Source organism: Streptomyces antibioticus, from assembly GCF_002019855.1.
Classification (GTDB): domain Bacteria; phylum Actinomycetota; class Actinomycetes; order Streptomycetales; family Streptomycetaceae; genus Streptomyces; species Streptomyces antibioticus_B.
This window is the reverse complement of record NZ_CM007717.1, coordinates 4,129,047-4,147,628: the sequence shown is the minus strand read 5'-3', so window position 1 is coordinate 4,147,628 and position 18,582 is coordinate 4,129,047. Positions and strand designations below refer to the sequence as shown.

Here is an 18,582-nt window from a genome sequence, read left to right as displayed (position 1 = left end):
TCATGCCAGGGCCTTCGCGCCGGCCGGGTGGTCCTCGGGCTCCGCCGGGGTGAGGGGGGCCGCCTGCGGGTTGCGCAGATAGGCGAGGACGAGTTCCTCCAGGGAGGGCGTCGCGGTGCGCCAGTCCGCGGGGAGCGGGCCCGCCGGGCGGACCAGGGCGCTGAGCTGACGGCCGGTGGTCCGCGACTCGACGACGGTGTGCGGGGCGAGGGCGGAGTCGGCCGGGGCAGCGGCGCTCGTCTCGGCGGACGCGTGCACGCGCGTGTGGGCGGCGAGCAGGTCGTCGATCTCACCGGCGAGGCGGACCCGGCCGCCGCCGACGAGCAGCAGGTGGTCGCAGGAGTCCTCCAGTTCGGCGACCACGTGGGACGACATCACGATCGTCGTGCCGTACTGCGCCGCCCGCGCCATCAGCGTGCCCATCAGCTCGTGCCGGGCCAGCGGGTCGAGGTCGGCCATCGGCTCGTCCAGCAGGAGCAGTTCGGGCTGCTTGCCGAGGGCCAGGGCGAGCGCGACGCGGGTGCGCTGGCCGCCGGAGAGGGTGCGGATCCGGGCCTTGGGGTCGAGGTCGCCCGCGGCGACGATCCGTTCGGCGGTCGCGGGGTCCCAGCGGCCCGGGTTCAGGTCGGCGCCGACGCGCAGGGTCTCGGCGACGGTGAGCTGCGGGTAGAGCGGCTTGTCCTGGGCGACGTAACCGACACGCGCGCGTGCGGACGCCGGGTCCGTGCCGAGGACGGTGACCGTGCCCTCGGTGGGGGCCAGCAGACCGGCGGCGAGGGAGAGCAGCGTGGACTTGCCCGCGCCGTTGGGGCCGACGACGGCGCAGACGCGACCCGTGGGGAGCCGGAACGCGCAGTCCCGCAGCGCCCAGCCGGCCCGCCGCCCGAAGCGCTTGCCGAGCCCGGACGCGGCCAGGGCGGTGTCGGTCACGGTCATGAGGGGTCTCCCTGAGAGGTCTGGCCGGGGCTCGGGACGGGGCCCGGGGTGGTGGTGAAGTGTTCGTCGAGTACGGCGGTGAAGAGCGCGGCCACGTCCTCGCGGTCCAGGCCGGCCTCGCGGGCCCGGACCGCCCAGGCGCCCAGTTCGCTGCGCAGGGGCGAGTCGGCCGGGGCGGTGCTCAGCCCGCGCCGTACGAAGGTGCCGAGGCCGCGCCGGGCCTCCACCAGCCCGTCGCGCTCCAGCTCGCGGTACGCCTTCAGCACGGTGTTGGGGTTGATGGCGGTGGCCTCGACGACCTCGCGGGCCGTGGGCAGCTTGTCGCCGGGCCGCAGCACACCCAGGCGCAGGGCCTGCTTGGTCTGCTGGACGATCTGGACGTAGGTGGCCACGCCGCTGTGCCGGTCGATGCGGTATTCGACCATCGGGCACCACCCTTTCACTAATTGAGTAGTGAAAGGGTGGTGGAAGGGGGCGTGAAAGTCAAGATCGGCCGTGACCGCCGCCCGGGCCGCCGCGACCGCCTCCCGGTCCGGGACGCCGGGACGGGGGCCCGCCGGGATCGAAAAAATTCGGTGGGCGGATCGTGAACCGATCGGCGCGGTCGTTCCGATGAGGGGATGTGAGCGAAACGAGAAGCGACGGGGAGCTGCTGCGGGCCATCGCGGCGGACGCGGACCGTCACGCCTTCGAGGAGCTGTACCGGCGGTACGCCCCGTGGCTGACCGCGCGCATGCGCGGCCGCTGCGCCGACGCCGGGATAGTCGACGACGTCGTGCAGGAGACGTTCCTCGCGGTGTGGCGGGGCAGCGCGCGCTACCGCGAGGAGGGCGACGTGGCCGGCTGGCTGTGGCGGATCGGCGCGCGGCGGCTGGTCGACGCCCTGCGGGGCGACGGCGCCCGCGGCCGGCTGCGCCAGGTCCTCGCCCGTCTGCGGCACCGCGACGAGGTCTCGGCGGAGGAGCGCGTGCTCGCGGGGGTGGAGCACGGGGACCTCGCCGGCGCCCTCACCCGGCTCTCGCCGGAGCTGCGGGCCGTGCTCCAGGCGACCGTCATCGACGGGCTCAGCACCCGGGAGGCGGCCGTCCTGCTCGGCATCCCGCCCGGCACGGTCAAGACACGGGCCCTGCGCGCCCGCAAGCAGCTTCGGGAGGCGCTGGCATGAGGCGGTACGCGAGACCGGGCGGCCGGAGCGAGGGCGCCCCGGGGCGCCGGGAGGACGGAACGACCCCGCGTGGGGGCGCGGGCGCCGAGCGGTCGAAGCCGAAGGAGGCACTGGCATGACGTGGCACGTGGCCGAAGAGGACCTGCGCGCCTACGCGCACGGCGCGTTGACGCCGCCCCTGCTGTGGTCCGCCGACACCCATCTCGCCCAGTGCGCGTGCTGCCGGGCCCGGCTCGCGGAGAGCGCCGACCCGGTCGCGCTGGACACCGGCTGGGAGCGGCTGGACGCCGAGCTGGACGCGCCCCGGCCGAGCCTGTCCGAGCGGCTGCTGGTGCGGTTCGGCGTGTCCGACCACACCGCCCGGCTGCTGACGGCTACTCCGGTGCTGCGCCGCTCCTGGCTGCTGGCGGTGCTGCTCCTGCTGGTCAGCACCGTGCTCGCGGTCCGGGTGGTGGACCAGCCCGCGCTGTTCCTCGCGCTGGCCCCGCTGCTCCCGCTGGTCGGCGTCGCCCTGTCCTACGGCCGTGCCCTGGACCCGACGTTCGAGATGGCGGTGGTCGCCCCGCTGCACGGCTTCCGGCTGCTGATGATCCGCACGGTCGCGGTGCTCGGCACCGGTCTCGTGCTGAACGGCCTGGCGACGCTCGCCCTGCCGGGGTACGGCCTGCTGGCCCTGTCCTGGCTGCTGCCCGCCCTCGCCCTCACGGCCACGGGCCTCGCGCTGAGCGCCCGGCTGGGCCCGGTCCTGGCCCCGGCGCTGGTCGGCGGCGCCTGGCTGACGCTGCTGGGCGTGGCGCACGAACGCTCGCCCGACGAGACGCTCGTCCCCTTCACCGCGGCCGGACAGTCGAGCGCCGCGTTCGTCGCCGTCCTCGCCGCCCTGCTGCTCTACCTGGGCAGGGACCGCTTCGACTCCCGCCCGCTCGGCGGCTTCCAGGGCGGAGGCGCGGGATGACACCACCCCTCTCCGACAGCCCCACCCCTCTCCGACAGCCCGTCCCTCGACCGGACTCGACTCCCAGGAGCCCTCGTATGACCTCCGCGTCCCCCGCCGCCCCGGCGACCCTGACGGCCACCGGTCTCTCCCTGCGCTACGGAGGCACCCGCGCCCTCGACGGGGTCTCGCTGCGGCTGTCCCGGGGCGTGACCGGACTGCTGGGCCCCAACGGCGCCGGGAAGACGACCCTGTTGCGGGTGCTGGCCACGGCCGTGCCTCCGGACGGCGGCAGTTTCACCGTCTTCGGCCATGACCCGCGCACGTCCGCCGGCCGGCTGGAGCTGCGCCGCACGCTCGGCTATCTGCCCCAGACCCCCGGATTCCACCAGGACTTCACGGCCTTCGAGTTCGTCGAGTACGTGGCGATCCTCAAGGAGCTGACCGACCGCACCGCCCGGTACGGCGAGGTGCGGCGGGTGCTGGACGCGGTGAACCTCTCGGACGTGCGCGGCCGACGCCTCAAGCATCTGTCCGGCGGGATGCGGCAGCGCGTCGCCCTGGCCGCCGCGCTCGTCGGCGACCCCGGCTTCCTCGTGCTGGACGAACCGACCGTCGGCCTCGACCCCGAACAGCGCATGCGGTTCCGCGAGTTGATCGCCCAGGCCGGCGAGGGGCGCACGGTCCTGCTGTCCACCCACCAGACGGAGGACGTGGCGATGCTCTGCCACCGTGTCGTGGTCCTGGCCGGCGGCCGGGTCCGCTTCGAGGGCACCCCCGCCGAGCTGACCGCCCGCGCGGCCGGCCGGGTGTGGAGCAGCGCGGAGCGCGACCCGGGCGCCCTGGCCGGCTGGCGCACCGGCGTCGGCACCTTCCGCAACATCGGCGCACCGCCGTCCGGCGCGGACTTCCTCGAACCCACCCTGGAGGACGGCTATCTGCTCGCCCTCGAAGGCGAGTCCGCGGAGGTGACGGCATGAGCAGCACCACGACCACCCCGCACACCGCCCCGCCGCCCACCCCGGCCGGTGCCGCGCGTGATCCGCGCCGGACGGGAGCCGTCCTCGCCCTCGCCCGCTTCGAGGCCCGGGAACTGCTCCTCCAGGCAGCCGTACCGCTGGTCTTCGCGCTCTACGCCCTGATCGTCATCACCCGGCTGGTGCCCACGGACGGGATGGACGCCTATCCGGTGCTGAACACCGTCGACCGCCGCACCCAGACGCTCCCGCTGTTGGTCGCCCTGTCCGTCTTCATCTGCACCAACGCGGCGGCGCTGCGCTCGCGCAAGGGCGGTACGGTCCAGCAGTTCGGCGTCCTGCCGATGGAGCCCTGGCGCCGGTCCCTGGCCCATGTGCTCTCCGCGGTCCCCTTCGCGGCGCTCACCGCGCTCTTCGTCGTCGCCGAGTACGTCTGGGAGGCCCTCAAGCCCGGCGCGATCGGTCACGGCTCCGTCGGCGAACTGGCGGTCGGCCCGCTCGCGGTGCTGCTGGCCGGGGCCCTCGGCGTGCTGCTGGCCCGGGTGCTGCCCACGAGGCTCGGGCCCGTACTGTTCTCGATCGGCGCGTACCTGGCCTTCATGCTCGCCTCGGTGATCGCGGACGGCGGTGGCTGGTCGGGCTGGCTCTCCCCGGTCGTCCTCAGCCCGGACACGAGCGGCGCCCCGATCCCCTCCGACCTGATCGGACGCCCGGCCGGCTGGCACGCGCTGTACATGGCGGGCCTGTGCGCCCTGCTGACCTGCGCGGTGCTGCTGCTCGCCGGGGGCGGCCGCACCCGGGCCGTCAGGGCGGCGACCGTTCTCGCCCTCGTGGTCACCGCGGCCGGTGCGATCGGCCAGCTCCCGCGCGGCACGGCGGCCCTGGACGCGGCCCGGAAGGCGGCCTCCGAGAAGCCCGAGAAGGCCCAGTCGTGCACCATGTACGGCAGGTCGCGGTACTGCTCCTTCCCCGAGTGGGAGGTCGTGCGGTCCGAATGGGCCGGGGTGGTCGACCGGCTCCAGTCCGCCGCTGGCGGTTCGGCCGCGCGGGCCGGGCTCACGATCCGGCAGCGGGTCTACGCCACCGACGGTGAGTCGGGCGGCGGCGCCCTGTGGCCCTCCTCCACCCCCGGCCAGGTGACGGTCGGCACCCGCTGGGGCGGCAACCGCGTCCCCGAGTTCGCGGTCGGCGCCGCCTCGGTCCTGGTCACCGGCAGGGAGGACATGACCCTCGACGAGGGGTGCGACGGCCGCGCGGTCGTGGTCATGTGGCTGGTCCTGGGCACCGAGCGGGACCCGCTGGACACCTTCCAGCATGTGCGGCTGGACGACAGCGTCAGCGGCTCGGGCCTCGTCCTTGCCCCGACGAACGGACTGAGCATGACGGCCCACCAGACCGAGGTCGTCCGGGACATGCTGAGGGAGCCCCGCGCCGAGATGACGGCTCGGGTCAAGGCCCACTGGGAGGAACTGACGGCCAGGCGGACGACGACGGCCCAGGTCGCGAAGGTGCTGGGCGTCGAGGTGCCGAAGGGGGTGGAGACGTGCGAGGAGTAGAGAGCAAGCTTGTGGAAGTCGCTCTGCTCCGGCCCCTGCTGCCGGCCGTGTGGCGGACCGTGCCCTGGAGGGTGCTCGCGGCGGCCGGGGCGGCGGGACTGCTGCTCGCGGGCAGCACGCGGATCCCGGACGGCGAACCGGGCGCCGGGCTGGGCCTGTTCGTCCTGCGGATGACCGCGCTGGTCGGAGCGTTCGGGCTGGCCTTCGTGCTCGACGACCCGGCCCGCAACACCAGCACCGGGACCCCGGTCGGCCGTGCGGTCCGCACGGTCCTGCGGCTGGCCTTCGTCGCCCCGCTCGCCGCGCTCTGGTGGACGGCGGTCCTTCTCCTGCTGCCCGCCGCGACCCGCCCCCCGACGGCGCCGGTCACGCTCCAGGCGGCGGGTACGGCCGTCGCCGCGCTCGCGCTCGCCACGGTCGCCGTCCGCTTCACCGACCGGGCGGAGGTGGGCCGGAGCACGGCGGCCTGGCTGACCGCCGTCGCGCTGCTGGTGACGGTCGTGCCCGACCGCTGGGGCCTGCTGGCCGCACCGGACGACCCCTGGTGGCAGGCGGCCCAGATCAGATGGGCGGTGGTCCTGTGCGCGGCCCTCGTGGCCTGCGCCCTGTGGACCCCGGAGCCCCTCGTCCGCCGTCGCCCGATACCCGTCCGGACCGGCTGAACCGCCGTCACGTCTCCGTGCGGTACATCAGGTCCGTCTCGTGGGTGACGAAACCCAGGCGCTCGTAGACCGAGACCGCGGCCTTGTTGTCGGCGTCGACGTAGAGCATCGCGGTCGGCAGGCCCTGGGCCGCGAGATGGCGCAGGCCGATCGTGGTGAGGGACTTGCCGAGGCCGCCGCCCTGGGCGCCGGGGGCGACGCCGAGGACGTAGACCTCGCCGAGCTGTTCCTCGGCGTGGACCTTGGTCCAGTGGAAGCCGACGAGCTGGTCGCCGCGCAGGGCGAGGAAGAAGCCGGCGGGGTCGAACCACGGCTCGGCCTTGCGGTCGTCGAGGTCGCGCTGGGAGAGGGAGCCCTGTTCGGGGTGGTGGGCGAAGGCGGCGGAGTTGACGGCGAGCCAGGCGGCGTCGTCCCGGCCGGGCACGAAGGCGCGGACGGTGACTCCGTCGGGCAGCACCGGGTCGGGCAGGTCGAGGTCGGTCAACGGCCGCCGCATCTGGCGCAGTTCGCGGAACAGGGTGAGCCCGAGGACCTGGGCGAGATGCCGGGCGGCGGAGTGCCCGCCGTGGGCCCACACCCGCAGCCGCTTGCCGGAGACGGCGAGCAGCGCGGAGCCGAGGGCCCGGCCGTGGCCGTGACCCCGGTGCGCGGGGTGGACGACGAGTTCGGCGGCGGGCGCCTCGACCGGGTCGGCGTCCTCCAGTTGGGCGTAGCCGACGAGTTCGCCGCCGACGGTCAGCAGCAGATGGGAGACGCCGTCGCGGGGACCGCCGCGCAGTTGCAGACGGCCCTGCTCGGACACCGCCTGCCGGCCGTCGGTCCGGGCGGCCTCCGCGAGCAGTTCGAGGACGGCCTCGGTCTGTTCGGGAGAGAGCGAGGAGTAGGTCTCGATGGATCGGGAGCCGTGGGCCGGTGCGATGTCGTCGCTGCTCATGGGACGAGGGTAAAGGGCGGGCGACGCAAAGTGGCGGCATGCGGAAGGAGCAGCGCAAACGCAAGGCGGAGGGCAAGGGAAGGGCAAAGGGAAACCAGGATGTAACCAAGAACCCCCTGTCGCGCTACGCGCGTTGACTCTAGGCTGCGCCGGGCGGGTCCGATACCTCACCCGCCTCACGGGGACCGCGACGCCGGCCCGGGCGACGCGGACACCGCACAGCCGGACGCCACACCGGACACAAAGACACCGGACACCGAAGACCCGGACATCACAGGGGAGCGCATGCCAGCCACTGCCCAGCCGCATCCGAGCGGCAGACGTCGTACGTACCGTCTTGTCGCGGCCGCCGCGGTTCTCGCCACCGCCGGTGCGATGGCGGCCGCTCTCCCGGCGGACGCCCATGAGTCCAAGCACTCCAAGGACCACAAGCACGGCAAGCATCTGCCGAGCCGTTACCAGGACGTGCAGCTCCTGTCGTTCAACGATCTGCACGGCAACCTGGAGCCGCCGTCCGGTTCCTCCGGCCGGGTCACCGAGGTCCAGGCGGACGGCACCACGAAGACGATCGACGCGGGCGGTGTGGAGTACCTCGCGACGCATCTGCGCGAGGCGCGCAAGGGCAAGGCGTACTCGATCACCGCGGCCGGCGGTGACATGGTCGGCGCCTCCCCGCTGATCTCGGGCCTCTTCCACGACGAGCCCACCATCGAGGCGCTCAACAAGCTGGACCTGGACGTCACGTCCGTCGGCAACCACGAGTTCGACGAGGGCGCCAAGGAACTGTCCCGGCTCCAGCGCGGCGGCTGCCACCCGACCGACGGCTGCTACACGGACAAGAAGTTCAAGGGCGCCGACTTCCCCTACCTGGCGGCCAACGTCCAGAACGAGAAGACCGGCAAGCCGATCCTCAGCCCGTACTGGGTGTGGAAGAAGAACGGCGTCAAGATCGGCTTCATCGGTGTGACGCTGGAGGACACCCCGGGCGTCGTCTCCGCCGAGGGCGTCAAGGGCCTGAAGTTCAAGGACGAGGTCGAGACGATCAACAAGTACGCCAAGGTGCTGGAGCGCCAGGGCGTGAAGTCGATCGTGGCGCTGATCCACGAGGGCGGGCTGCCCGCGTCGTCGTCGTACAACTACGACTGCGACTCGCCGGGCGCCGGTGACGGCATCTCCGGTCCGATCGTGGACATCGCGAAGAACATCACGCCGAAGGTCGACGCGCTGGTCACCGGTCACACGCACGCGGCGTACGCGTGCACGATCGCCGACCCGTCGGGCAAGCCGCGCACGGTCACCTCGGCCGCGTCGTTCGGCCGGCTCTACACGGACACCACGCTGACCTACGACCGTCTCACGGGCGACATCGCGCGTACGGCGGTGAAGTCGGCGAACCACGTGGTCACCCGGACCGTCGCCAAGGCGCCCGACATGACCCAGCTCATCAGCAAGTGGAACACGCTGGCCGCCCCGATCGGCAACCGCGCCATCGGCTACATCTCCGGTGACGTCCCCAACACGGGCACCGAGTCCCCGATGGGCGACCTGATCGCGGACGCCCAGCTCTGGTACGGCAAGACGCTCGACGCCACGACGGACGTCGCGCTGATGAACCCGGGCGGTGTCCGGGCCGGTCTCACCTACGCGGCCAAGGGCACCGAGGGCGACGGCGTGGTGACCTACGCCGAGGGCTTCACCGTGCAGCCGTTCTCCAACACGGTGAACCTCCAGGACTTCACCGGCGCCCAGCTCGTCCAGGTGCTCAAGGAGCAGGTGAGCGGCTCGAACGCGACCGCGCCGAAGATCCTCCAGCCGTCGGCGAACCTGACGTACACCCTCGACCTGACGAAGTCCGGCGCCGACCGGGTCGTCACGGACTCCATCCGGCTGAACGGCGTCGCCGTCGACCCGGCCGCCACCTACCGCGTCGCGACCAACAGCTTCCTCGCGGGCGGCGGTGACGGCTTCACCACGCTGGGCCTGGGCACCAACGACCTCGTCGGCAGCGACGACCTGACCGCCCTGGAGCAGTACCTGCTGGCCAGCTCCTCGGCATCCGCCCCGATCGCCCCGCCGGTCGCCAACCGGATCACGATCGTGCAGTAGCCGACAGCGCTCCACGGAATCGAAGGAGGCGGCCGCGTCATCGACGCGGCCGCCTCTTTTCGTTCACGGCTGCGGGGTCTCCGGCGGCGGGACCGGTGCGCCCGGCAGCCGTACGGTCGCCACCGTGCCGCCGCCCGGGGCGCGGGCCAGGGTGACCTCGCCGCCCGCCTGCTGGACCGTGCGGGCCACGATCGACAGGCCGAGGCCGGAGCCCGGCAGGGCGCGGGCGCTGGGGGAGCGCCAGAAGCGGTCGAAGACGTACGGGAGTTCGTCCTCGGGGATGCCGGGGCCGTGGTCGCGGACGGTCAGGACACCGCCGTCGAGCCGTACGTCGATGGTGCCGCCCTCGGGGCTGAACTTCACCGCGTTGTCGAGGATGTTGACCACCGCGCGCTCCAGCGCGGCCGGTTCCGCCCGGGTGAACCAGGGCTGGACGTCGGCGTCGATGGTCAGTTCCGGGCCGCGCAGCCGGGCGCGGCGCAGCGCCGACTCGACGGTGTCCTCCAGGGAGACCACCTGGACGCGTTCGCCGCGCTGGCCCTCCGAGCGGGACAGTTCCTGGAGGTCGCCGATCAGCGCCGCCAGCTCCGTCATCTGCGCCTTCACCGACGCGAGCAGGGCCTTGCGGTCGGCCTCCGGGATCGGGCGGCCGGTCTCCTCGCTGCGGGTGAGCAGTTCGATGTTGGTGCGCAGCGAGGTGAGCGGGGTGCGCAGTTCGTGCCCGGCGTCGGCGATGAGCTGCTGCTGAAGCTCGCGGGAGCTGGCGAGGGAGGCGGTCATCGAGTTGAAGGAGCGGGAGAGCCGGGCGATCTCGTCGTCCGAGTCCTCCTCGACGGGGATGCGGATGCCGAGGTCCTCGGTGCGGGCGACGTGTTCGACGGCCTCGGTCAGCTTGTCCACGGGCCGCAGCCCGGCCCGCGCCACGGCGAGCCCGGCGGCCCCGGCCCCGAGCACGCCGATCCCGGAGACGAGGAGCAGGATGAGGGCGAGGTCGTTGAGCGTGGACTGGGTCGCCTTCAAGGGGGCGGCGATCATGACGGCCGCCTGCGGCAGGCCGGGGGCGTTGGCGGTGAGGGGGAGGGTGAGCACCCGGACGGACTCGCCGTCCGCCGTGGTGCCGTTGCGGAACAGCCCGTCGTCGCCGTTCTTCGCGACGTCCCGGTCCGCGCGGGTGACCTTGACCAGGCCGTTGGAGAAGCCCATGACACAGGCCGTGCCGTCCTCCAGGACCACCTGACGGTAGTTGTCGCGGATCGGGTACACGTTGTCCGGCGGGGTCTGGGTGCAGTGGGCGACCGCCTGGTTCGCCTGGTCCTGGAGCTGGCCCATCGCCGCGGACTTCCGCAGATCGTCCTCGACCTGACCGTAGAGCTGCTTCTGCACGATGAACCAGCACGTCACCGAAACCGCCGCCACCGCGAACGCCACCGCGGCAGCGACCAGCATCGACAGCCGGGCCCTGATCGGCAGCACCCGGAACCGGCGGACGAGCCTGTTCACTCGGCGCCGCCCTGGCGCAGGACGTACCCCACGCCCCGCACGGTGTGCACGAGGCGCGGTTCGCCGCCCGCCTCGGTCTTGCGCCGCAGGTACATCACGTACACGTCCAGGGAGTTCGAGGACGGCTCGAAGTCGAAGCCCCAGACGGCCTTGAGGATCTGTTCACGGGTGAGGACCTGGCGCGGGTGGGCCATGAACATCTCCAGCAGGGTGAACTCCGTGCGGGTCAGTTCCACCGGGCGGCCGCCGCGGGTCACCTCCCGGGTCGCCAGGTCCATCCGCAGGTCGCCGAAGGTGAGCGCCTCGTCGTCGTCCGCGGGCGCCGCCCCGGCCGCCGCCGCGTAGGAGCTGCGGCGCAGCAGGGCACGGACGCGGGCGAACAGCTCGTCCAGTTCGAAGGGCTTGACGAGGTAGTCGTCGGCCCCCGCGTCGAGGCCGGTGACCCGGTCACCGACGGTGTCACGGGCCGTCAGCATCAGGATGGGCGTGGTGTCACCGGCCCCGCGGATGCGGCGCGCGGCGGTGAGGCCGTCCATGCGGGGCATCTGGATGTCCAGGACGACCAGGTCGGGGCGGTAGGCCGTCGCCTTCTCCAGGGCGTCGGCCCCGTCGACCGCGACCTCCGTGTCGTAGCCCTCGAAGGCGAGGCTGCGCTGGAGGGCTTCGCGCACCGCCGGTTCGTCGTCGACGATCAGGATGCGCTGGGGGTCACGGTCGCCTTCGGCGGGGCTCATGGGTGTGGGTTCCTCGGGTGCGGTGGGGACGGGAGGCCGGGATCGGATGACCGTCCTCAGCCTCGCACGGTTCCCGGCCGGCGAGGGCGGAGGAGCTGGGTGGAAGGGGGCGGGTTCAGCCGCGCAGGGCCGTGAGGCGGTTGAGCGGGACCTTGCGGCGGTGCGGGCGGGCCGTGCCGGTGCGCAGGCCCATCAGCTCGGGGACCGCGACCTCGGACGGCCGGTCGGACGACCGGACCGCGGTCACCGGAGGGTGCAGCGCGGCCGCCACGTCGAGGGCCAGCCCGAGGTCGGAGGCGCCGGCGCCGGTCACGGGGTGCGAAACCTGCGAAACCTGCTGGGTCATGACGTACTCCCTACTGGCTCGTTCCACTGGCTGGTTCGGCACTGGGCAGCCGGGTCCTAGCTGTCCGAGCCGCCCGCCCGCAGCGTGGCCAGGTCGGCCTTGACGGTGTTGATCGGGATGGCGAAGCCGAGGCCGACGCTGCCGGCGTCCGAGGAGGACTCCGCGGCGGCCGAGTACATCGCGGAGTTGATGCCGATGATGTTGCCGTTGGCGTCGATGAGCGCGCCGCCGGAGTTGCCGGGGTTGAGGGACGCGTCGGTCTGGATCGCCTTGTACGTCGTGGTCGAGGAGCCGGTGTCGCCGTTGAACTCCCGGCCGCCGAACTCGAACGGCCACCCGCCGCCGCCCTGCTGCTGTTGCTGCTGCTGGCTCTCGTCGGTGGACACGGTCACGTCCCGGTCGAGCGCGGAGACGATTCCGCTGGTCACGGTGCCGGTGAGGCCCTCGGGGGAGCCGATCGCGACGACGGTGTCGCCGACCTGGACGCCGTCGGAGTCGCCCAGGGTCGCCGCCTTCAGACCGGAGGCGTTCTCCAGCTTGATCAGGGCGAGGTCCTTCTTGCTGTCCGTGCCGACGACCTTCGCGGTGTAGGACGTGCCGTCGCTGGTCGTCACCTTGATCGAGGAGGCGCCTGCGATGACGTGGTTGTTGGTGACGATCTCACCGTCGCTGCTGATGATCACACCGGAGCCGGTGGACGCCCCGCCGCTGAGCGTGGCGGAGACCTCGACGACGCTCGGGCTGACCGCGGCGGCGATGGTCGCCACGTCACCGGTCTTGCCGGTCGGCACCACGCTGGTCGTGGTGGAGGAGGCGACCGTGTCGTTCTTGCCGGTCAGCTCCTGGATGCCGTAGGCCGTACCGCCGCCGATGGCCGCGGCGACGATCGCCACGGCGGCGAGCAGGGCGAAGGGGCCCTTGGCCTTGGCCCGCTTCCTCGGTTCGGGTGCGGGCTGCGGTTCCGGCGCGGGCTGCGCGAACGCTTCAGGGGTCTCCGGGCCATCGGGGGTCCGGGGGAGGAGAGCGGTTCCGCCGTCGTAGACATCCGTCGGCCGGTATGCCGGCGGGGGCGGCCACTCGGGGTTCACAGGGCTCACCGGGTTCCCCTGGTAGGGGTTCGCGGGGTACGGGTTCGGGGTCTCGTACTCGCCGTCGCGGCGGATGCTCTCGGTCATGGAAGAAGCGTGACCCGCGACCATGAGAGCTTCCTGAGTCCTCCCTGAGAAGCCCGGCAGAACCTCGTATGCCCGATATAAAGGCGCACCAGGCAGCCGACGAGGCCCTCTCAGACAAGCCTCAGACAAAGCCTCACACGCAGCCGCACGACCGCCGCGTCACCAAGCGTGACGGGAACACCTTGAGCCGCTCGCGGCGCGAGCCCGCGACCCGCACCCCGTCGTCCAGGACCAGGTCCACGGCCGCGCGGGCCATCGCGGAGCGGTCCGATGCGATCGTTGTCAGTTGCGGGTCGGCGAGGCCCGCTTCCTTGATGTCGTCGAAGCCGATGACCGCCAGCTCGCCCGGTACGTCGATGCGCAGCTCGCGCGCCGCGCGCAGCACGCCGAGGGCCTGGTCGTCGGTGGAGCAGAAGATCGCGGGGGGCCGCCGCGGCCCGGCGAGGATCTCCAGGGCGATCGTGTAGGCGTCGTAGCGGTTGTACGGCGCCTCGAAGAGCCGGCCCTCGGTGCTCAGGCCCGCCTCGGCCATCGTGCGCCGCCAGCCCTCGACGTGGTCGGAGACCGGGTCGCCGACCGAGGGCGTCTCGGCGGTGCCGCCCATGCAGGCGACGTACGGGTAGCCGTGCTCCAGGAGGTGGCGGACGGCCAGCTCGGCGCCGCCCAGGTCGTCGGTGACGACGGCGACGTCGTCGATGGCCTCGGGCCGCTCGTGCAGCAGCACGACCCGGGCGTCCCATGCCTCGATCTCGGCGGCCGCCAGGTCGTTCAGCGCGTGGCTGACGAGGATGAGGCCCGAGACGCGCATCCCGAGGAACGCCCGCAGATAGTGGACCTCGCGCTCCGCGACGTAGTCGGTGTTGCCGACGAGAACCATTTTTCCGCGCTCGGAGGCGGCCTGTTCGACCGCGTGCGCCATCTCGCCGAAGAAGGGCTGACGGGCGTCGGGGATGATCAGACCTATGAGATCCGTGCGCCGGGACGCCATCGCCTGGGCGACCCGGTCCGGCCGGTACCCCAGCTCCTTGATCGCGGCGAGAACACGCTCGCGCGTGGCCGGGGCGACCGGCCGGGGTCCGTTGTTGATGACGTAACTGACCACGGCGGTGGATGTCCCCGCCAGCCGAGCTACGTCATCGCGAGTCACCTTGGCCACGCGCGGAGTCTACGCGGATGGACCCGCTCTGGGCAGGGCGTACTGGAGCTTCCTTTGCGGAAGCGACGCCTTTCCCGAGCGGGTTCTCACGCCCCGCCACCGGGTACCGGCGGGTACTACGCCTCCGCCGTGACCTCTTCGGCACCCACCGGGGTCGCGTTGTCCAGATCCGCCGGGTTTGCCCGGTCGGCCTTGGCCTTCGCGTCGTCCGCGCCCCGGTCCGCCTTCTCGGGCGTAACGAATCGATAACCGACGTTCCGGACGGTGCCGATCAGCGACTCGTGCTCCGGGCCGAGCTTGGCGCGCAGCCGTCGTACGTGCACGTCGACCGTGCGGGTGCCGCCGAAGTAGTCGTAGCCCCAGACCTCCTGGAGGAGCTGGGCGCGGGTGAAGACCCGGCCCGGGTGCTGGGCCAGATATTTCAGCAGCTCGAACTCCTTGAAGGTCAGGTCGAGGACCCGGCCCTTCAGCTTCGCGGAGTAGGTCGCCTCGTCGACCGACAGATCGCCGTTGCGGATCTCCATCGGGGAGTCGTCGTTGACGATCTGCTGCCGGCCCATGGCCAGCCGCAGCCGGGCCTCGACCTCCGCCGGACCGGCGGTGTCGAGCAGGACGTCGTCGATGCCCCAGTCGGCGGTGACGGCCGCGAGGCCGCCCTCGGTCACGACCAGGACGAGCGGACAGCCCGGTCCCGTCGAGCGCAGCAACTGACACAGGCTGCGCACCTGCGGAAGATCACGGCGGCCGTCGATCAGGATGACGTCCGCGCCGGGGGTGTCGACGAGAGCGGGGCCTTCCGCCGGAGCCACGCGCACGTTGTGCAGCAGCAGGCCGAGGGCCGGAAGCACCTCCGTCGACGGCTGGAGGGCATTGGTCAGGAGCAGCAGAGAACTCATATGTCTGGTTCCTCCTCGGTCCCTGCGAGGACGTTTGCGGCACTGCGGCACTGCGCTGCGTTCCCGGGGGGCCGTACACCGGCGGTCACCTGGAGTTTCCCGCTTCGTATACAACGCTTCCGAAAGCACAAAAGGACCCGGGGGCAACGCTGCCCGAGTCCTCTGCCCAGCAGAATAGCCCACATGAGTACGGGTCCGGCAGGTCATACGGCGCGTTCGGCCGACAGTCCACACTCCGAGACGCCCAGAGACCCGCGATTGCGGACGTTTCTGCACACCGCCGACGGTGTGACGATCGATTCCGTATACGACCCGGGTGCGGCCGTATACGACATGCGCACGCCACCCGGCGGACGTCCGGTGTTCGTCGTGGCCCACGGCTTCACGGGCGACGTCGACCGCCCGCACGTCCGCCGGGCGGCGGAGGCGTTCGCCCGGTACGGCGCGGTCGTCACCTTCTCCTTCCGCGGCCACGGGCGCTCCGGCGGCCGCTCCACGGTCGGCGACCGCGAGGTCCTCGACCTCGACGCGGCGGTGGCCCTGGCGCGCCGGACGCGCCCGGACGCTCCGGTGGTCACCGTGGGCTTCTCCATGGGCGGCTCGGTGGTGCTGCGGCACGCGGCGCTGCGGCCCGGCACGGTCGACGCCGTCGTCTCGGTGAGCGCGCCCGCCCGCTGGTACTACCGGGGCACCGCGCCGATGCGCCGGCTGCACTGGATGGTCACCCGCCCCGCGGGCCGGGTGGTCGGCCGCTACGGATTCCGCACCCGCATCCACCACCGCGCCTGGGACCCGGTGCCGCTCTCCCCGGTCGAGGCGGTGCCCGGGATCGCGCCCGTGCCGCTGCTGATCGTCCACGGCGACCGGGACGGCTACTTCCCCCTCGACCACCCCCGCACGCTCGCCGCGGCCGCCGGTGACCACGGCGAACTCTGGCTGGAGCACGGCATGGGACACGCCGAGCACGCGGCCGACGACGCCCTGCTGGCCAGGATCGGGGAGTGGGCGGGCCGGGCGGTCCCGCGGGCGGGCTAGCCTGAACCCTGTTGACCACCGAAATCGACTGTAGGGACGAGATGGCAAAGGTCACGGTGCGCTACTGGGCGGCCGCCAAGGCCGCGGCCGGTGTCGCCGAGGAGCCGCACGACGCGGTCACCCTCGCCGAGGCACTGGACGCCGCGCGGGAGCGACACCCCGGTGAACTCACGCGTGTCCTGCGGCGATGCTCGTTCCTGGTCGACGGTGACCCCGTGGGCACCCGCGCACATGAGACGGTACGGCTGGCCGACGGCGGCACGGTCGAGGTGCTCCCGCCGTTCGCAGGAGGGTGACGATGACCGACCAGCCGTATCAGCCGTACCAGGGCCGACAGGGCCAGCAGGGCTTTGAGGGCCGCCAGGGCTATCAGGGGTACGACGAGGGGTACGACCCGCACGCCGGGCAGCAGGGGTACGACGAGCGGCAGGCGCAGCTCCAGTACACCCAGCAGTGGCAGGGGCAGACCTGGGAGACCGGGGTCCAGCCGCCCGTCGCCGCGCAGGACCCCGCCGAGACCGCGTACCTGCCGCCGCAGACCGGTCAGGCGCCCGCACCCGCGTACGCCTCCGGCCCGCCCCCGCAGCACCACGGGCACCACGAGCCCCAGGGACACCACGGGCACCACGGCCCGCAGAGCCAGTCCGCTCCCGCCGGGGCGCCCGCGGACGACTCGGGCTACGGACCCGCCACCCTCGCCGGGAACGCCCGGATCACCGACGCCCAGCGGGCCCGTCTCGAGGGCCGCTCGCCGATCATCGAACCGGGCATGCAGCCCGCCGCGCTCACCGCGGTCCTCGGCCTGCTGCTCTCCGGAGCGGCGGCCGTCGGCTCGTACGCGCTGCTCGTGCCGCTCGTCGTGCTCCAGGCGGTCACCGCGGCCGGCTGGTTCCGGCTGAACGGCATGTGGCCGGCCCGGCAGGGCATCGCGCTCGCCTTCCTCGGCGCGCTGGTCTCGGACGCGGCGCTGCTCGTGGCCGGACGGGACCACGCGCCCGCCGCGATCCTCGGCACGCTCGGCGTCTGGGTGCTGCTCTGTCTGGTCCTCCAGCTCCGCTCGCACGCCGACCCCGACGAGCGCATGTACGGCCTGATGGCGACCGTCGCCTCCTCGGCGCTCGCCGTCCTCGCCACCGGACACCTGGGCGCCGACCCGGACGCGGTGACGGTCGGCGCGGCCGCGGTCGCGGTGGCGATCCTGGCCAGGGCGCTGCCGCTGCCCACCCCGGCCTCCGTGGTCGTGGCCCTGCTCGCCGGCGCGGGCGCGGGCATCGCGGTCGGCGGGATGACCGGCGTCGGCTCGTCGGGCGCGCTGCTCGGCGCGGGCGCGGCGGTGTGCGCGCTGATCGGCCACCGGGTCGCGAGCTACGACTACCCCTCCCGGTTCGTCCACTTCACGGCGGGCGTGGCCCTGCCGCTGGCGGCGGCCGCCCCGGCGGTGTACCTGCTGGGCCGGGCACTGGTCTGACGACTGCTTGCGGGACACCCCCGTGTCACAGGTGATCGACAATTGCGCGGAAGCTCTTCCGGAGAGGGTTACCGTGGGTGGCCAAAGTGAAAATGACTGTTCAGGCCATCCGGGTGGGGGATCTACCGCATGCGTGCGCTTCGAATACTGCTGATCGTCGTCGTGGTGCTGGGCGGCCTGTTCGTGATCGCGGACCGGGTCGCGCTCCACTTCGCCGAGGGTGAGGCCGCGGACAAGCTGAGGGCGACGGAGAACCTGGCCGCCACCCCGGACGTGTCCATCAAGGGCTTCCCCTTCCTCACCCAGGTCGCCGGCGGCTCGCTGGACGACGTCGAGGTCGGCATCAAGGACTACCGGGCGACCACCGGCTCGGACGGTCAGACCATCCGGATCGACGATCTCAAGGCCGACATGAAGGGCGTCGAGTTCTCCGGCGACTACAGCTCCGCCACGGCCACCAGCGCCACCGGCACCGCGAGCATCGCCTACGAGGAGCTGCTGAAGACGGCCAAGTCCGAGCAGACCCAGGTCGCGCCGGGCGTCACCGCGCGGGTGATCGGTCTGTCCGACGGCGGCAACGGCAAGATCAAGGTCACCGTCGAGGCGACCGTCCTCGGCACCAAGCTGCCCCAGCCGCTCTCCGTGCTGAGCACGGTCGCCGTCGAGGGCGACACCGTGCGGGTGCACGCCGACTCGCTGCCCAGCTTCGGCGGGGTCCAGGCCGCCGAGAACGAGGTCCGCTCGATCACCGACTTCGAGCAGAAGATCGACGACCTGCCGGGCGGGATCCGGCTGGACAAGGTCGAGGCGGCCAAGTCCGGTGTGCTGATCTCGGTGAAGGGTTCGAACGTCCGGCTCGCCGGGTAGGGCTGTTCCAGGAATGGACGGTGGGTGTCCGGCAGGCGAGACGCCACCGTCCGCACCGTAACGGTGATGGCGGACACACGCGCCCGGAAGCCGTGGCAGGACGGCCCGGGCGCGTTCTTCATCCCACTATCCGGA

19 protein-coding genes are annotated in these 18,582 nt (G+C 72.6%); 10 read left to right on the top strand and 9 right to left on the bottom strand.

All coding sequences use genetic code 11. From position 1 onward, the window contains the following. Positions 1-930, bottom strand: a complete 930-nt coding sequence (locus AFM16_RS18635; RefSeq protein WP_037876555.1) for an ABC transporter ATP-binding protein — start codon at positions 928-930, stop codon at positions 1-3. A gap of 2 nt (positions 931-932) precedes the next feature. Further along, positions 933-1,361 carry a GntR family transcriptional regulator gene (locus AFM16_RS18630; protein ID WP_078634002.1) on the bottom strand — a complete coding sequence of 143 codons (429 nt, stop codon included), beginning with the start codon at positions 1,359-1,361 and terminating at the stop codon, positions 933-935. A gap of 197 nt (positions 1,362-1,558) precedes the next feature. Here AFM16_RS18630 and AFM16_RS18625 point away from each other — a divergent pair, with 197 nt between their 5' ends. From AFM16_RS18625 to AFM16_RS18605, 5 genes are all read left to right on the top strand, one after another. Continuing rightward, positions 1,559-2,101, top strand: a complete 543-nt coding sequence (locus tag AFM16_RS18625; RefSeq protein WP_030795309.1) for an RNA polymerase sigma factor — start codon at positions 1,559-1,561, stop codon at positions 2,099-2,101. Positions 2,102-2,216: 115 nt separating this feature from the next. After that, complete coding sequence (locus tag AFM16_RS18620; protein WP_078634001.1) at positions 2,217-3,056, top strand: cupin domain-containing protein; 840 nt, start codon at positions 2,217-2,219, stop codon at positions 3,054-3,056. Positions 3,057-3,133: 77 nt separating this feature from the next. Beyond that, entirely contained in the window at positions 3,134-4,015 is an 882-nt protein-coding gene (locus AFM16_RS18615; protein WP_078634000.1) for an ABC transporter ATP-binding protein, read from the top strand. Next, a complete protein-coding gene (locus AFM16_RS18610; RefSeq protein ID WP_078633999.1) occupies positions 4,012-5,568 on the top strand; it encodes an ABC transporter permease in 1,557 nt (518 codons plus the stop codon). Before AFM16_RS18615 ends, AFM16_RS18610 begins: the two co-directional genes overlap by 4 nt. An 11-nt stretch (positions 5,569-5,579) precedes the next feature. Next, the gene (locus AFM16_RS18605) at positions 5,580-6,230 is read left to right on the top strand and encodes an ABC transporter (protein ID WP_107419113.1); all 651 of its coding nucleotides are present in this window, start codon (positions 5,580-5,582) and stop codon (positions 6,228-6,230) included. A 7-nt stretch (positions 6,231-6,237) separates the two neighbouring features. Here AFM16_RS18605 and mshD read toward each other — a convergent pair whose 3' ends face one another. Further along, positions 6,238-7,164, bottom strand: coding sequence for a mycothiol synthase (gene mshD / locus AFM16_RS18600; RefSeq protein ID WP_078633997.1), 927 nt, complete (start codon positions 7,162-7,164; stop codon positions 6,238-6,240). Positions 7,165-7,449: 285 nt separating this feature from the next. Here mshD and AFM16_RS18595 point away from each other — a divergent pair, with 285 nt between their 5' ends. Further along, positions 7,450-9,270 carry a bifunctional metallophosphatase/5'-nucleotidase gene (locus AFM16_RS18595; protein ID WP_078633996.1) on the top strand — a complete coding sequence of 607 codons (1,821 nt, stop codon included), beginning with the start codon at positions 7,450-7,452 and terminating at the stop codon, positions 9,268-9,270. 63 nt (positions 9,271-9,333) lie between these two features. Here the strand turns inward: AFM16_RS18595 and AFM16_RS18590 are convergent, their stop codons facing one another. The 6 genes from AFM16_RS18590 to AFM16_RS18565 form a co-directional block, all read right to left on the bottom strand. Continuing rightward, positions 9,334-10,770 carry a HAMP domain-containing sensor histidine kinase gene (locus tag AFM16_RS18590; RefSeq protein ID WP_078633995.1) on the bottom strand — a complete coding sequence of 479 codons (1,437 nt, stop codon included), beginning with the start codon at positions 10,768-10,770 and terminating at the stop codon, positions 9,334-9,336. Next, complete coding sequence (locus AFM16_RS18585; RefSeq protein WP_078633994.1) at positions 10,767-11,504, bottom strand: response regulator transcription factor; 738 nt, start codon at positions 11,502-11,504, stop codon at positions 10,767-10,769. The genes AFM16_RS18590 and AFM16_RS18585 overlap by 4 nt, the downstream gene beginning before the upstream one ends. Before the next feature lie 115 nt (positions 11,505-11,619). Then, positions 11,620-11,850 carry a hypothetical protein gene (locus AFM16_RS18580; RefSeq protein WP_078633993.1) on the bottom strand — a complete coding sequence of 77 codons (231 nt, stop codon included), beginning with the start codon at positions 11,848-11,850 and terminating at the stop codon, positions 11,620-11,622. A gap of 56 nt (positions 11,851-11,906) precedes the next feature. Continuing rightward, positions 11,907-13,025 (bottom strand): S1C family serine protease, encoded by a 1,119-nt coding sequence (locus tag AFM16_RS18575; protein WP_078633992.1) that lies wholly within the window; start codon positions 13,023-13,025, stop codon positions 11,907-11,909. A gap of 133 nt (positions 13,026-13,158) precedes the next feature. Next, a complete protein-coding gene (locus AFM16_RS18570; RefSeq protein ID WP_030795281.1) occupies positions 13,159-14,181 on the bottom strand; it encodes a LacI family DNA-binding transcriptional regulator in 1,023 nt (340 codons plus the stop codon). A 116-nt stretch (positions 14,182-14,297) separates the two neighbouring features. After that, positions 14,298-15,077 carry a winged helix-turn-helix transcriptional regulator gene (locus AFM16_RS18565; RefSeq protein WP_078633991.1) on the bottom strand — a complete coding sequence of 260 codons (780 nt, stop codon included), beginning with the start codon at positions 15,075-15,077 and terminating at the stop codon, positions 14,298-14,300. Positions 15,078-15,260: 183 nt separating this feature from the next. Here AFM16_RS18565 and AFM16_RS18560 point away from each other — a divergent pair, with 183 nt between their 5' ends. The 4 genes from AFM16_RS18560 to AFM16_RS18545 all read left to right on the top strand — a co-directional run bounded on the left by AFM16_RS18560 (position 15,261) and on the right by AFM16_RS18545 (position 18,447). Then, on the top strand, positions 15,261-16,112 hold the full coding sequence (locus AFM16_RS18560; RefSeq protein WP_078633990.1) for an alpha/beta hydrolase: 852 nt from the start codon (positions 15,261-15,263) through the stop codon (positions 16,110-16,112). Between the two features lie 41 nt (positions 16,113-16,153). After that, positions 16,154-16,408, top strand: a complete 255-nt coding sequence (locus tag AFM16_RS18555) for a MoaD/ThiS family protein (RefSeq protein ID WP_030795274.1) — start codon at positions 16,154-16,156, stop codon at positions 16,406-16,408. Between the two features lie 2 nt (positions 16,409-16,410). Continuing rightward, positions 16,411-17,580 carry a hypothetical protein gene (locus AFM16_RS18550; RefSeq protein ID WP_078633989.1) on the top strand — a complete coding sequence of 390 codons (1,170 nt, stop codon included), beginning with the start codon at positions 16,411-16,413 and terminating at the stop codon, positions 17,578-17,580. Between the two features lie 129 nt (positions 17,581-17,709). Beyond that, positions 17,710-18,447: an LmeA family phospholipid-binding protein gene (locus AFM16_RS18545; RefSeq protein ID WP_078633988.1), complete on the top strand. Its 738-nt coding sequence runs from the start codon at positions 17,710-17,712 to the stop codon at positions 18,445-18,447. The last annotated feature ends 135 nt before the right edge of the window (positions 18,448-18,582 follow it).

Excerpts from the sequence above, each read along its gene's own strand:
- AFM16_RS18550 (WP_078633989.1), top strand. The coding sequence starts at position 16,411 with ATGACCGACCAGCCGTATCAGCCGTACCAGGGCCGACAGGGCCAGCAG.
- AFM16_RS18555 (WP_030795274.1), top strand. The coding sequence starts at position 16,154 with ATGGCAAAGGTCACGGTGCGCTACTGGGCGGCCGCCAAGGCCGCGGCC.
- AFM16_RS18575 (WP_078633992.1), bottom strand. The coding sequence starts at position 13,025 with ATGACCGAGAGCATCCGCCGCGACGGCGAGTACGAGACCCCGAACCCG.
- AFM16_RS18565 (WP_078633991.1), bottom strand. The coding sequence starts at position 15,077 with ATGAGTTCTCTGCTGCTCCTGACCAATGCCCTCCAGCCGTCGACGGAG.
- AFM16_RS18585 (WP_078633994.1), bottom strand. The coding sequence starts at position 11,504 with ATGAGCCCCGCCGAAGGCGACCGTGACCCCCAGCGCATCCTGATCGTC.
- AFM16_RS18595 (WP_078633996.1), top strand. The coding sequence starts at position 7,450 with ATGCCAGCCACTGCCCAGCCGCATCCGAGCGGCAGACGTCGTACGTAC.
- AFM16_RS18545 (WP_078633988.1), top strand. The coding sequence starts at position 17,710 with ATGCGTGCGCTTCGAATACTGCTGATCGTCGTCGTGGTGCTGGGCGGC.
- AFM16_RS18630 (WP_078634002.1), bottom strand. The coding sequence starts at position 1,361 with ATGGTCGAATACCGCATCGACCGGCACAGCGGCGTGGCCACCTACGTC.
- AFM16_RS18610 (WP_078633999.1), top strand. The coding sequence starts at position 4,012 with ATGAGCAGCACCACGACCACCCCGCACACCGCCCCGCCGCCCACCCCG.
- AFM16_RS18620 (WP_078634001.1), top strand. The coding sequence starts at position 2,217 with ATGACGTGGCACGTGGCCGAAGAGGACCTGCGCGCCTACGCGCACGGC.
- AFM16_RS18560 (WP_078633990.1), top strand. The coding sequence starts at position 15,261 with ATGAGTACGGGTCCGGCAGGTCATACGGCGCGTTCGGCCGACAGTCCA.
- AFM16_RS18580 (WP_078633993.1), bottom strand. The coding sequence starts at position 11,850 with ATGACCCAGCAGGTTTCGCAGGTTTCGCACCCCGTGACCGGCGCCGGC.
- mshD (WP_078633997.1), bottom strand. The coding sequence starts at position 7,164 with ATGAGCAGCGACGACATCGCACCGGCCCACGGCTCCCGATCCATCGAG.
- AFM16_RS18615 (WP_078634000.1), top strand. The coding sequence starts at position 3,134 with ATGACCTCCGCGTCCCCCGCCGCCCCGGCGACCCTGACGGCCACCGGT.